The 13,379-nt window shown below is 34.5% G+C and carries 9 protein-coding genes and 1 tRNA gene; 3 read left to right on the top strand and 7 right to left on the bottom strand.

Annotated elements, in window-relative coordinates:
• Nucleotides 1-653: 653 nt before the first annotated feature.
• Nucleotides 654-3,791 carry a peptidase M2 gene (locus tag WG67_RS04485; RefSeq protein WP_245683363.1) on the bottom strand — a complete coding sequence of 1,046 codons (3,138 nt, stop codon included), beginning with the start codon at nucleotides 3,789-3,791 and terminating at the stop codon, nucleotides 654-656.
• A gap of 498 nt (nucleotides 3,792-4,289) precedes the next feature.
• Between WG67_RS04485 and WG67_RS04490 the strand changes: the two genes are divergently transcribed.
• From WG67_RS04490 to WG67_RS04500, 3 genes are all read left to right on the top strand, one after another.
• A tRNA-Val gene (locus tag WG67_RS04490) sits at nucleotides 4,290-4,362 on the top strand.
• A gap of 26 nt (nucleotides 4,363-4,388) precedes the next feature.
• The gene (locus WG67_RS04495) at nucleotides 4,389-5,285 is read left to right on the top strand and encodes a cation diffusion facilitator family transporter (RefSeq protein ID WP_006280506.1); all 897 of its coding nucleotides are present in this window, start codon (nucleotides 4,389-4,391) and stop codon (nucleotides 5,283-5,285) included.
• Between the two features lie 52 nt (nucleotides 5,286-5,337).
• The gene (locus tag WG67_RS04500) at nucleotides 5,338-7,215 is read left to right on the top strand and encodes a hypothetical protein (protein WP_070356965.1); all 1,878 of its coding nucleotides are present in this window, start codon (nucleotides 5,338-5,340) and stop codon (nucleotides 7,213-7,215) included.
• On the opposite strand, the gene plsY is transcribed toward WG67_RS04500, so the two are convergent.
• From plsY to recA, 6 genes are all read right to left on the bottom strand, one after another.
• The gene (plsY, locus tag WG67_RS04505; protein WP_010963004.1) at nucleotides 7,206-7,784 is read right to left on the bottom strand and encodes a glycerol-3-phosphate 1-O-acyltransferase PlsY; all 579 of its coding nucleotides are present in this window, start codon (nucleotides 7,782-7,784) and stop codon (nucleotides 7,206-7,208) included. The genes WG67_RS04500 and plsY overlap by 10 nt on opposite strands.
• A gap of 12 nt (nucleotides 7,785-7,796) precedes the next feature.
• Nucleotides 7,797-9,263 (bottom strand): alanine/glycine:cation symporter family protein, encoded by a 1,467-nt coding sequence (locus tag WG67_RS04510; protein ID WP_070356966.1) that lies wholly within the window; start codon nucleotides 9,261-9,263, stop codon nucleotides 7,797-7,799.
• Nucleotide 9,264: 1 nt separating this feature from the next.
• Nucleotides 9,265-10,608, bottom strand: coding sequence for an alanine/glycine:cation symporter family protein (locus WG67_RS04515; protein ID WP_038199325.1), 1,344 nt, complete (start codon nucleotides 10,606-10,608; stop codon nucleotides 9,265-9,267).
• Nucleotides 10,609-10,630: 22 nt separating this feature from the next.
• Entirely contained in the window at nucleotides 10,631-11,401 is a 771-nt protein-coding gene (locus tag WG67_RS04520) for a CDP-alcohol phosphatidyltransferase family protein (protein WP_010963007.1), read from the bottom strand.
• Entirely contained in the window at nucleotides 11,398-12,090 is a 693-nt protein-coding gene (locus WG67_RS04525) for a phosphatidylserine decarboxylase (protein WP_007548750.1), read from the bottom strand. The genes WG67_RS04520 and WG67_RS04525 overlap by 4 nt, the downstream gene beginning before the upstream one ends.
• A gap of 187 nt (nucleotides 12,091-12,277) precedes the next feature.
• Complete coding sequence (gene recA, locus WG67_RS04530; RefSeq protein WP_010963008.1) at nucleotides 12,278-13,345, bottom strand: recombinase RecA; 1,068 nt, start codon at nucleotides 13,343-13,345, stop codon at nucleotides 12,278-12,280.
• Nucleotides 13,346-13,379: the final 34 nt, after the last annotated feature.

A 13,379-nucleotide genomic window follows, 5' to 3' on the forward strand; every position in this document is an offset into this window, starting at 1 on the left:
AACAAATTACTGTTCTTAAATTTGATCAGATTGATTGCAAAAAAACAAGATTTTCAATAGGTTGCTTATAATTCTAACTATAGTTAGCCTTTCATAAGTAGCGATGCAACAAAGCCCGCTGGAATCCAGCCTTTATTATGCAGCCACTTATTTAAAGTTAAGTTTTCTGGATCCCAGTGGGCTTTGTTGCATCGCTAGCTATGATGGATTAAAGATAAAAAAGGTGGAGAATATCAGTAGCTTATTATTCTGGTATTTATAACAAGAACGGTCAGTGAATACCTAAATTTGAGTAAAAGAAATTTCACTACCACTCACTAATCCGGCTAAAATTCAAGAATTTCAATGCTTTAGCTATTTTCAATAGAATTAAATTTATTAATATAAATAATAAATTACTATTCTTAAATTTGATCAGATTGATTGCAAAAAAACAAGATTTTCAATAGGTTGCTTATAATCCTAATTATAGTTAGCCTTTCATAAGTAGCGATGCAACAAAGCCATCCCAGTGTCTGGGCACTGGGATGACACCGAAGGGGCTACTCGGATGACAAACCCTGTCATTCCATGGCGTGACGTTGGTTTCCATCCAAGACGGCAGTGCTTGACACTGGAATGACAAGAAGAGGGCACTGCCCTCCTTGTATGTATTAGATATAGGCCGAGTTGTGGTCGTGATAAATGTGATCGCTTGCGCAATCGAACATTTTCACAAAACCATTCTCTAGATAAAGATTATATTCGTGATGTTGATCTGATAATACAATATTATCTTGCTCCCCTGAATTGAAATGACTTGAATCTGACAGCAATTCGTAATTTGGATTATCTATTTTACTAATGCTGTTTATTACTTTGCCATTACCACTTGATATAGCTAAACTATAACTATCACCATCCTTCATTATCTTGATGGACACCTTATCTTCAGGTAACACTATAAGCTTCTTTGTGCCACTATCGTGGATTACGAATTTGCCTTTTTCAAAATAGTATTTGTCTTCCGGCAAAGCACCAACCTTATAATCTGATGTGTGCAGTTTGTTCCAAAAATCTAACACAGATTGCTTTTCTGCTCCTTCCGCTCTATCATACAAGGCTTTCACATCATTATAATTTATCGTTACATTTGCCTTATGCTTCCCTTCTGAGTCCTGCTCGTAGCTCTTTTCTATTTTGAGAATTGTGTCTTTTAATACTACCTGTTCTTGCTCTTTCTCCTCCACTGAAGCTGACCTTTTTGCCCTTGTTGGAATTTGTGGCTGATCAGACTGCATTTCACTATTGTCGTTTGATGCAGTTTTCTCTTCAGCAGCTTGTGCAACAACATTAGTAGTACTATGAACTTCTGTCTTAGTTTCACTTACTTGCCCTTTTGGACTTTCGGTTTGTTTCTCTTTTGTAAATATTCTCTGATAGTCCGTGTAGCCTCTATTAGTATCACCGATATCGCCACTGCCTTGATCAAAAGTTATTTTTTTACTTCCATTTCCCATATCTTCAATTTCAACTTGAGGAGAAACAGATGCTAGGAAATCGTTATAACTGTAGTTGTAGTCAGCAGAAAAGAATATTTTCCCTTTGAAATTGTGAAAGTTATTAGACAACATTCCAATTTCTTCATCACCATCAAACAATTTTACTTTAGTGAAATATGTTTGATCTTTTATTCTAACTATTTCACCGCTGGAGTTTCTTTGTATGTGATAATCATTTGGGTCGTACTTTATAGCAAAAAGTTTGCCAGAGCCATATTTCTCTAAGTTTATAAGGCCCACATTTACATGTTTATGGGAATAATCTCTCTTTTCATATTCATGTGCAAATATTGGATCTATATATCTATATTCGTCTGATATATTTGGCATACCTACTGGATGTTCATTCCCATCTTTCGTCACCGGAACAAGCTTATATGCTCCATCTTTTTCCACTAATTTTAGGTGAGTAATACTTTGTGGTAGTTGAAACCTTACGTTTGCTCCATGGTCATGAATAAATAGATCACCTTTCTCGGTAATATAAAAGCCCATATTTTTAAATTCATGTAAGCGCTCGTCTCCTTGCTTTACGACAGCTTCATATACATCATCGTCTGTCCTATCTGTTCCCTTATTATCCAGTAATTTTCCTTTTTCCACGATTACTCCATTTGCCTTTTGCTCATCAGAATATTGTGCATGTTCTGAATCCTGATGATTCAAAATTTTGGTACCTCTAAGAAGCAGAGAATCTAAATCTTTTTGGATGTGTCCAGTGCTAGGATGCAACAATTCATTTTCATGTAAATGCGCTTCATCAAAGTATTCATCGCGTTCAACTGTTCTGCCATCTATTAGGGAAGCTTTATAATGACCATTTTCTTTTGTAACTGCCATGTAAGCACCGCCTTCGTATGAAACATTTAAGTTGTGCAATATATCCTCAAAAACGAAAGTTTCTTTAGTTTGGCCTTCAACTTGCTTAAAAAATCCTGATTCGCTCAATAATTCTCCAAGCTTTGTATTTCCGTCATATATAGACAGTGCACCCATATCTCCTTGGCCATGAGCTTGCATAGAAAAAATCTTACCTTCTTGTAGATCAATATGATTTGTACCTCTTATCAAGTTTGAATCGATGTTGATCATCTCTCCTAACATCTTTTCTACGTCGATGTTCTTAGTCGCTTTTACTTGTTCTAAGCCAGTGTTTATGGTTTTATCAAGTAAGGTACTTTTTAATTCCTCATATTTGGAGGGAATTGAATAATATTTGTCTGAATACTCTTCGTAAGAAATCTTCCCTTCGCTATATTCTTTATTTATCTTGGGATATTCCATTTGCCTCTGCTCATCCAGATTTTTTAATGCATCATCATAAGCTTTCTTTAAATTTTCATCATACTTTGATAGCATTCTAAAAGCCTGATTTTTATACTCTAGACTGTTTCGGTACTCATTACCTTGTTGGTCAGAGTAAGTTAGTTTATCCTGTCCATCGGAAGTTTTTACTACCTTGAGGAAATGATATTCCTTTGATATATCAAGTGTATCATTTGTTGCCCTATTTATAGCACGAGCAACATCATAAAATGCAACGTGTTCTACAGGAGAAAAACTTCCAACGTTTTCTCCATCCATTTTTTCTATATTTGCTTTATAGTAGGATACGTTTTTAATTTCTCCACCCACTATTTCTTGACCAATTGCTATGAAATCTCCTTTTGTAACTTGCAAAGCGTTGAGATGTTCCATTGCAGTTTCTGTATCATTCTCAGCAAGCCAACTTTTGAAGTCAGTATCGTGTCCTTTTATGTCTTTCAAGAAACTTTTTGACTCATCTGAGTTACCTTGACGTAAAGCATCTAGGTAGTCTCTTAATAAACTAGGATCTTTTTCCTGTAAGTACATTATCAACGCATGACCTGTTTTATAAACCAAGCTATTTGCTTCGCTGTCCTTTGAGTATTCTAAACTTAAAATTTTATCTAAATCCAAATTTGCAGCTTCAGTTTTGTCGATACTTGATCCTTGAGAATTGAATTTATGATCTGAATGATGCTCAAAGTAGTCTGCAATTCCTTCCATTAATACTGTAGGTAAAGATTTGCCTCCTGTAGCCAAGTAAGTTAAACCATGTGCAAATTCATGCTGAAGGTTATGAATGCCACCTTGCTGGTAGACGTACATTTCAGCAAAAACGTCAGCTTTCCCTTTGTAGTAACATTTACCACCTTCGTCTCCAAGGTAAGAACCGAAACGCTCGCTTCCGCCAAGGTGAGTGTAATCATCCTTGTCATCAAACATGTAAATTTTAAATGTTTGTTCTGAACTGCCGCGTTCTAACTCAAATGCGTTTTTAAAATTAGTAGCTGTTTCTCTTATCTCACTTTCAATGTTAGCAACTTTACTTGCTCTTAAATTGTGAGAATAAACCTCTACTTTAATATTTAAGTCTTTTACTTGTTTCCGGACAACCTCTTAAACCCTTTGCCGTTATTGTTGAAATATTCTGCTTTAGTTATATTTTTATTTACTTGTTGACTAATTGTCATAATTTTAACCTCTAATTTGCTGATCTTTCAATATCAAGCATAAAGTAATTTCCCCAAAAAAAACGTAAATCCCTGTATTAATATAATTTATATCTTAATAAATAAAGTATAGATAGTTAACTTAATATGTAAAATTTAGAATATGGCTGAAATTCTATACAGCTATATTCCGGAATCACATTGGACAAGGACAAAAGCAAAGTGGTTTATTGACTTTCATTCCACCAAAGCACTATACTAAAACCACGATGGGTAATTAGCTCAGTTGGTAGAGCACTTGCTTGACGTGCAAGCGGTCGCTGGTTCGAACCCAGTGTTACCCACGTTTTTGTTTATGAAAAGATTTTATATGACAGCAGTGCATAACGGTAAACACTCAGCAGCGCAGTCCAAGCGCTTAATCTATTCCATAATAATAGTTGCGATAACAATGTTTATGGAAATAGTAGGTGGAATAATTTCACATTCGCTTGCTCTATTATCAGATGCAGGGCATATGCTCACTGACCTCTTTGCCTTGGTTTTAAGCTGGTTAGCACATAGGTTTTCAGCTAAGAAATCCGATTTGCAGAGATCATACGGATATCATCGGTTGCAGATAATTGCAGCATTTGTTAATGGTTTAACTCTATTCCTCATTGCAGTAATCATTATAATTGAGTCAATAAAGAGGTTTATTTTTCCAGTCAATGTTGAGTGGAAAGTAATGTTAATAATTGCTACACTCGGTCTTGTCTCTAACATAATAGTCTTTTTTATATTACATAGTAAATGCGAGAGCAATATAAACATAAAAAGTGCTGTACTACACGTTATAGGAGATATTTTAGGTTCTGTAGCTGCTATACTTGCATCTATAATTATCATGCTTACTGGATGGCAAATAGTAGATCCAATCTTATCAGTATTTGTTAGTGTGATAATTCTAAATAGCGGCTATAAAATTCTCAAAAATTCTTGCCATATACTCCTTGAAGGTACGCCTGAGGGTATATCTGCTGAAGAGATAAAAAGTAAGATCACATCAGAATTACCTGAAGTGATAGATGTGCACCACATACATACATGGTCGCTGTCTGATAATTATTTTATAATTACCATGCATGCTAAAATAAAGCAAAATGTGCAGCACACCAATGTTTTATATGAAATAAAAAAAATATTGCTAGATAAGTTCGAGATAGCACACTCTACAGTCGAGATCGAATACGATGAGTGTGCGGATAATAAGATACTTAAACATTGACGTTTTAAATTATTATGCTATTACTAGAGTGTAATGATGTTGAAGGTAAGCTATGATAGGTATTTCTCAAATACAATTTCCTTCAAAGGATTCTAGTAAGCTAAAATTTGTTAGCTACTTTGGAGCTTTTGTCTCGTTAAGCATTATCACTAATCCTGTTAATGTTCTTTTTTCTCTTGGTACTATGTTCTTCAGGTCTGAAATTAAAACTCTTTATATCTACAAAGAAATAAAAACGGCAAAACAGCAAAAAATGAGCAAAAGGGAATATTGGGAAATATTTTTTAAAAACAATACAATCAAGGTAGCAGCCTTCCTCTTGTTTTCTGCTTTCATAACATATCTAACTTTCACTACCACTTTCTTGCTTATTTCGTTACTGGGAACTATACCACTTACAATGCTATTAATTTTATTGCAGAGTGAACTAAGGCCAAAAGATTTTAACCCATTTACGCTGCTTAAAGCTTCTATAAATTTCTTTTTGGAAGGTATAAAAGAGAATTTACGTGGTATGGTTAATAGTTTTGATGTTAAGCTTGAACATTTACTGCCCCATCAATTAAATGATGATATCATTAAAAATATTGATAAATTAAAAGGTAAGTATAGTGAACAAGTACCTGAAGACGTAATCAAAAATGATGAATATATTCAATTCATTGGATATATAAACAATTCATATGAGTTTAGTGATGAGGATAAAGGAAGAGTAATTGCATTTTTAGATGACTTTTGCAAAGATGATCAAAAGCATAGCTCCGGCTTTACAGGTGGGCAGGTTCTGCTTTTAGTTTTAAGGGCTTGCAATGATGGAGGCGGAGAAGCCGTTAAGAGTAAAAAGGATGCATTGATTTCTAATTTAATTGATAGCCAAACTTTCTCTAGAAAAGAGCGAATTCCTAACACTTGCTTCACCGGTATTATCTATAGAATGTTAAGCACGCTAGAGGGTATTCATCCTGATCCAGAAATTAGATTTACTCCCCCAAGGGAAATGTTGCTCTCAGAAGCACAAAATAAAGCACGTGAGTTTATGTTAGACAGGTTAAAAAACAAGAAAAACAATAAAGAAATTCTTAAGGCTTGGTATGACGTTCAAAATGGTTATGAAGACGATGAAAGTCAAAAAATAGTTGATGATTTTATTTCAGAAGTAAGTATTCCTTTAATGAGAAAATTATTGAGTATTACTTCTCAATATAGTGAACAAATTGTGCTGACGTTAATGAAAAATATTAGCTCTATAAAGTTAAATAAATTACAATGTTGTGAGCTGGTTCAGCACATGAGAAATAAACTGCAGGAGCATGATTTAGATGACCAAGAAAGTTTACTCGAAAACATCGGAAAAAAAGTATTCTTAGAGCTATTAAATCGAGATCTACTCGAGACAGATTTTTCTCTCAAGGATTCATCTTTGGATGGAGCTAAGAGAATAGCTAATAAGATAATAGAAGAAGAAGTAGCAGAATTTAAATTAAAGGCTGAGAAGACTATTGAAGGTCAGATAATTAGCATGTTAGATGGGTTAAGAATGCTCCCAAGAGAAAAAAGATGTTATAGGGTATATGTAGAACTCAGTAAAAATAACGAAAATGATAAGGAAAAAATAAAGAAAATTTTGCAAGAAAGGTTAAAAGTAACAAAAGCAGCAATGGATGAAATGTTAAAAAAAGGAGCTTCACATAAGCTAGAGTTAGAAATTGAAAGTGTATATGAAGGAAATAAAGATCACGTTACTCAACTTTATGAAAAAATAAGAGAAACAAAAAAGGAATTCATTGAAGATGGTCTTTTAACACCTCAAGAAGTAGAGAATATAACAAAAGCAAAAATCATAGACTTAAACAAAGAGGACAAAATCATACCGTCAAGCAATTTGTCTCGTAGTTTAAGTGTCAATAATTTGGCAGTACATTATCTATAAAATTTATACTCTTTACCTTGCAGAAGATTCACAATATTTCTGTGGTGTTTTAGGAAGACCAGTGCTCCTATAATTAGTAATGTTAAGAACAAATTCCTCTGAAAAAAAAAGGACCATGCTACAGCCGTTGAAGTAGCACTGAGTGAAGCAAGGGAAGAGTATCTAAAGGCAAGAAAGACTATTATCCAAATTATTACGAATACTAAAGTAATATCGATGTTAAATGCTATCAGTATCCCTAGAGTGGTTGCAACGCCCTTTCCTCCACTGAATTTTAGCCAAATAGGAAACATGTGTCCTAAAACTGCTAAAATTGCAGATACATATATATAAAAATCGTTATTATCACAAAATTGTTGTGCTATATAAACGGCAATAAATCCCTTAAAGGAATCCAGAAATAATGCCAAAGCAGCAAGAAATTTATTTCCCGTCCTTGCAACGTTTGTAGCACCAATGTTTCCTGAACCTACTTCTCTTAAGTTTATCCCTTTTATTCTTGTAATGATTAAGCTAAACGGTATTGAACCGAGTATGTAGGACAGTATAAGGACTACATACTTTTCCATTATACCAAGAACCTAATTAATTTTATTATTCCTCAGCCTTTTTAGGTAGCACTGAACTTCATCGTTAATCTGATTACTAAACAGTATAAGCGCTGTCATGTTGATGAGAGCTAAACAAGAGAATAAAGTTCCACCGATATTGGCAATAGCCATTATATCTTTAGAAAGACCAGAGAAAAACGCCACAATTATTACCGCTATGCGGTATATCACTATACTTTTTGCACCGAATAAATATAGCCACCCCATTTCACAACAATATACAAACGAAATTACTGAAGAAAATGCAAACAAAGGAGCAGCTACTGTTAGAAGGATAGGAAACCATGGAGAAACTGTCTCAAATGCTTTGTGAGTAATTAATATTCCCTCACCAACACCTGTTTGGTATGCACCTGTTATTACTATTGTTATTCCTGTTAAACAGCAAATTAACATTGTGTCAAAGCATGGTTCTATCATAGCGACTAGTCCAGTTCTTACTGGTTCTTCATCTTTAGTTGTTGCATGAGTAATTGAAGCAGAACCAACACCTGCTTCGCTGGCAAAGATTGCCCTTTGAATTCCAGCAACAAATGCTCCTACCATCCCTCCGCCAACAGCATTGAAATCTATCATAGTGGAAAATAATATTTTCAACGTATAACCAAGGTTATGAATATTAAATGCAATAATAATAATACAACTCAAGATATATATAAGTGACATAATAGGCACTAGTGCAGAAGATACTCTAGCTATCCTTTTAATTCCGCCAATAATCACTAAAGCAAGCAGCGCAGAAATTATGGAAGAAAGAAACCAAGAGTGACCATCTACCCAACTTGAATAGCCAGATAATATTGAAACCATTTGGTTGGTTTGAAACGCTACACTTCCACCAAGACCTGATAATACAAAGAATACTGCATACATGGCAGCCAGCACAATACCAAGTTTTTTAAATCCAAATTCCTCCAGACCATTCCTTATATACTGAAAGGGACCACTAAACAATTGGTCCTGATCTTCTGTTCTATGTCTAAACGCCAACGTTACCTCAGCAAATTTTGCTGACATACCAAAAAAACCTGTAATCATCATCCAAGGCACCGCTCCTGGTCCACCCATTGAAACTGCAATTGCGACTCCAGCAACAGTTCCAAGGCCTACTGTGCTTGAAAGTGCAGTCATAAATGCCTGAAAATGCGTAATATGACCATCATGGTGATTCGTGTCATATTTTCCACATAAAATAGCAAACGCATGCTTAAACATTCTTATGTTGAGAAATCCAAAACGTAATGTTAGAAACACATAACCAAAAACTAGTAGAAGGATTATAAATGGCACGTAAAGGATCTTGAAAAACAGTACTTCATTCATGAAGTTATTTATTCCATTCAACACAGCGTCATAACTTTCGTAAAAACCTGAAGCAGCGTACACATCATTAAACAATAGGCAAAATAACACCATACAAAGCAATCTATAAATCACGTTAATACCCTTTAGAATTGTAATAAGAATCTATTGTATTCAAAACTTCCCTTCTTAGTAGATATATTGCAACAGCATTTGGAATCATAAGGCACATAAACAAACTGTCACCTAGATAAGATATAAATTCTATATTCTTTGACATACAGCTGATATACACTGAAACCACTATAAGAATTTGGAACGGTATCAGTATTTTTTTACTACCAAATAAATACAGCAAAGCAACTTCACAGTAGTAACAATAAGCTATTATTGTGGAAAATGCAAAGGAAAACATCATTAGCGGAAAAACTAACTTGCTGAACAAGGGCAAAGCTGTTGAAAATATCGAACTAATTAGTGTAATATCACCCACGTTATCAGTGCTATGCATACCAGTGATAATTATCACAATACCAGTCAAAAATGAGATTAATATTGTGTCTATAAGTGGTGCAATCATTGCAACGCACCCAACTTTAATTGGATCTTCTTCTTTTACAGCTGAATGTGCTATAGCTGCTGTTCCGGTACCTGCTTCGTTAGCAAACACTGATCTTCTCACTCCGGCTATTAATCCGCTCAATACTCCGCTTCCTATAGCTGATTTATTGAAGATATCTTGGAATATTATGGATAGAGCATTCAGCAAATTACTTCCGTTTACATAAATTAAATATATACACATACCCACATATAGCACTATCATAATTGGTGCTAAGCTCGTTGAAACGAAAGCAATGCGCTTTATTCCTCCCAATATTACAATAAAGACAAGCAGGGATATAATAATGGATGCGTTGTATTCTAGGAGGTTATTTGATAGTGCTGCTATTTGATTTGCTTGAAATGGTATACCGCCCAAAATCATTGCAATAAGTAGCATAATCGCATAAGTGAAGGCAAGAAATCTACCAGTTTTTGCAAATCCAATTTTTGCAAGCCCGTACTTCATGTAATAAAAAGCCCCGCCAGTTGTATTTTCAGAGCGATAAGTAAATGCAAGCACCACCTCGGCAAACTTTATCGACATACCAAGTATTCCGGTAATTACCATCCAAAAAACTGCACTTGGGCCCCCTATTGTGATAGCTATTGCAACTCCTGATATTGTTCCAAGACCAACTGTTCCTGAAATTACTGTTGCAAACGCTTGAATATGAGTGATTATGCCATTGTTGCTGTTATTACACTTTAGATTGAATAGCGTCTGTATTCCATATTTAAGTAACCTAAAGTTAATGAATTTGAACTGGGCAGTACAAAAGATTCCAGTTGCAATTACCCAAATAATTATAAATGGAATGTTGAATATCTTTATATACAGAAATGAATTTAATAGTTCACTTATCTTCAAAATCATGCAGTTTTCTATTTTTTGTTAGCTAACGAGTTTTATATGTAAAATATATGTAAAACCCGATGCTTATTGGAATAGTAAGTGTATACACTATACCTAAAATTGGTAGAGTCATCCAGGGCTTACTGATGAAAAATACAATAAGTACTCCAAAAAATGACACAAATATATAGGATAGGCTTTTGGGAATATAAATATATTTTGCAGAGAAAGTTGGAATGTGACTTATCGAAAAAAATGAAATGGCCAGAAAGTAACAAGCTACGTTTCTTGTGTTAAAAAATCGCTCTATGAGAAGTAAGTATTCACTCTCATGAGATTGAAAGGTAATAATTATTGGTAACAAAGAAAGTAAAGCACACACTGGAGCTGGAACACCAGAAAAGAAAAATTTTTCCCAGTATGGTTGTTCTGAGTGTAGCGAAACATTAAATCTTGCAAGTCTTATTGATATGCAGATTACGTATATCATTACTAAAATCCAACCTATGACTTTGATTTCGTTTAGCTTCCAAAAATACAAAAGAAATGCAGGCGCTGCACCAAAATTTAGAAAATCTGCAAAAGAATCAAGCTGGGCTCCAAAATCGCTAGTTGATTTTAGAATTCTAGCTATTCTGCCATCCATTCCATCTATTATTGCTGCAATGATGATAAAAATTACTGAGAATTCCCATTGTTCATTAAATGTAAATTTAAGTGAAGTGAGACCAGAACATAAACCCAATAAAGTTATAAAGTTTGGGAATAATTTAGTAATAGGTAAGAATCTACTGTTACTTCCCTCGTTATTCATATAACGTCAAAAGTAAGCTTCTCTTGAACGTTTTCCTTATTTAAGTTTGCTATAATTGTTTCACCACCAATAACAGTTTGCCCTTCTGAAACTCTGACTTCTGTATCAGCAGGAACATAGATATTCACTCTACTGCCAAACCTTATAATTCCAAACCTTTCACCTGCTTTTACGTTCTGGGATATTCCTAAATTACAAACGATACGACGTGCAATTAATCCAGCTATTTGCTCCACAATAATTTCTTTCCCCTTTTCGTATTCAATTACAATAACCTGCTTTTCATTTTCATTACTAGACCTATTGCTCATTGCGGATACAAACTTGCCTTTTTTATAACTCATTTCCTTTATCGTACCAGATATTGGTATACGGTTCACATGGACGTTCAAAACACTTAAAAATATGCTAACAAGCGTAAACTTCTTCTCCTCTCCGTTTTCTGCTGATAAAGGATAATTAACTTCTTCAATTTTTGAAATCACACCATCAGCAGGACTTAATATAAGATTCTTATTGTTTGGCACAGCTCTTGCTGGATCACGAAAGAAATAAGTACACAATAATGTCGGAAACAAGCACGTAACGCCAAACCCCCAAGATATAGAGAATGCTATACACGTTACTATAAAGGAAACTACTATAAATGAATAACCTTCCCTGTTTATATTAGGTAAACCAAAACACATAATCTTATTAACAATAACCTATTGTTAACAATTTATCATTTATAATTTCTCATGAAAAGCTTTTTTTAACTGCTTCAGCAAAGTCTTTTTGATACAAGGTAACATTACAGATTGTTATATTAGCACATAGAATTACCGTCATACTGTAACAACCCGTCCAACACAAAATCTAATGCCTAAGTTTAGATCAGAAAACTGATTCTTCTAAAAGTTGCTCACTATCCTCGTCTATTATGATAGAATTATCATGATTTCTGAGTAAATCTCTGATTTTCGTTTCTATTTCATTTGCGACTTCTTTGTTTGTTTTTAGGTAAGTTTTTACATTCTCTCTTCCTTGCCCAAGACGTGTGTTGTTATATGAATAGTAAGCGCCTGCTTTTTCAAGCACACCAAGCTTTGCTCCCATATCTATTATTTCTCCGAGTTTTGATATACCTTCATTGTACATTATATCAAATTTCGCTTCTCTAAATGGAGGAGCAACTTTATTTTTTACAACTTTAACTCTTGTTTCATTACCTGTAATATTTTCTTTGTCTTTTATTACACCAACTTTTCTTATATCAAGCCTTACAGAAGTATAGAATTTTAATGCATTTCCACCCGTGGTAGTTTCAGGATTTCCATACACTACTCCTATTTTCATACGAATTTGATTAATAAATATCAATATACAGTTCGCTTTTGAAACGGCAGAGGTTAGTTTCCGTAGCCCATGACTTAGAAGCCTTGCTTGCAGCCCCATATGTTGATCACCCATATCACCTTCAATTTCAGCTCTTGGAGTTAATGCTGCGACAGAGTCAATAACTATCACATCAACCGCACCAGAACACACTAAATACTCAACAATATGCAACGCCTGCTCTCCAGTGTCTGGTTGTGAAATCACTAAATCATCAGTGCTTACCCCAAGTTTACGAGCATATAAGACATCCAATGCATGTTCTGCATCGATAAATGCGCATGACCCTCCTTTTTTTTGTGCTTCAGCAATCACGTGCAAGGCAAGAGTGGTTTTACCAGAACTCTCGGGGCCAAATATTTCAATTATACGCCCTTTTGGCAGACCTCCAACACCTAGAGCCGAATCAAGCGCAATTGATCCTGTGGATATTGTGTCTATTTTTTCTACAGGGTTTTGCTTCAACTTCATTATTGCACCTTTACCGAATGCTTTTTCAATCTGGCTTATTGCGTTATCTAGCGCTTTTTGTTTATCACTATTTCTTTCTTCTGGGTTACTTGCCATACATCATTTATTAATTTATATAATTCTCTATGAT

This window comes from Wolbachia endosymbiont of Drosophila incompta (genome assembly GCF_001758565.1).
GTDB lineage: Bacteria > Pseudomonadota > Alphaproteobacteria > Rickettsiales > Anaplasmataceae > Wolbachia > Wolbachia pipientis.

Coding starts and splice junctions, on each gene's coding strand:
- WG67_RS04525 (WP_007548750.1), bottom strand. CDS start 12,090: ATGTGTTTTGGTTTACCTAATATAAACAGGGAAGGTTATTCATTTATA.
- WG67_RS04515 (WP_038199325.1), bottom strand. CDS start 10,608: ATGATTTTGAAGATAAGTGAACTATTAAATTCATTTCTGTATATAAAG.
- WG67_RS04485 (WP_245683363.1), bottom strand. CDS start 3,791: ATGTTTGATGACAAGGATGATTACACTCACCTTGGCGGAAGCGAGCGT.
- WG67_RS04495 (WP_006280506.1), top strand. CDS start 4,389: ATGACAGCAGTGCATAACGGTAAACACTCAGCAGCGCAGTCCAAGCGC.
- WG67_RS04500 (WP_070356965.1), top strand. CDS start 5,338: ATGATAGGTATTTCTCAAATACAATTTCCTTCAAAGGATTCTAGTAAG.
- plsY (WP_010963004.1), bottom strand. CDS start 7,784: ATGGAAAAGTATGTAGTCCTTATACTGTCCTACATACTCGGTTCAATA.
- recA (WP_010963008.1), bottom strand. CDS start 13,345: ATGGCAAGTAACCCAGAAGAAAGAAATAGTGATAAACAAAAAGCGCTA.
- WG67_RS04520 (WP_010963007.1), bottom strand. CDS start 11,401: ATGAATAACGAGGGAAGTAACAGTAGATTCTTACCTATTACTAAATTA.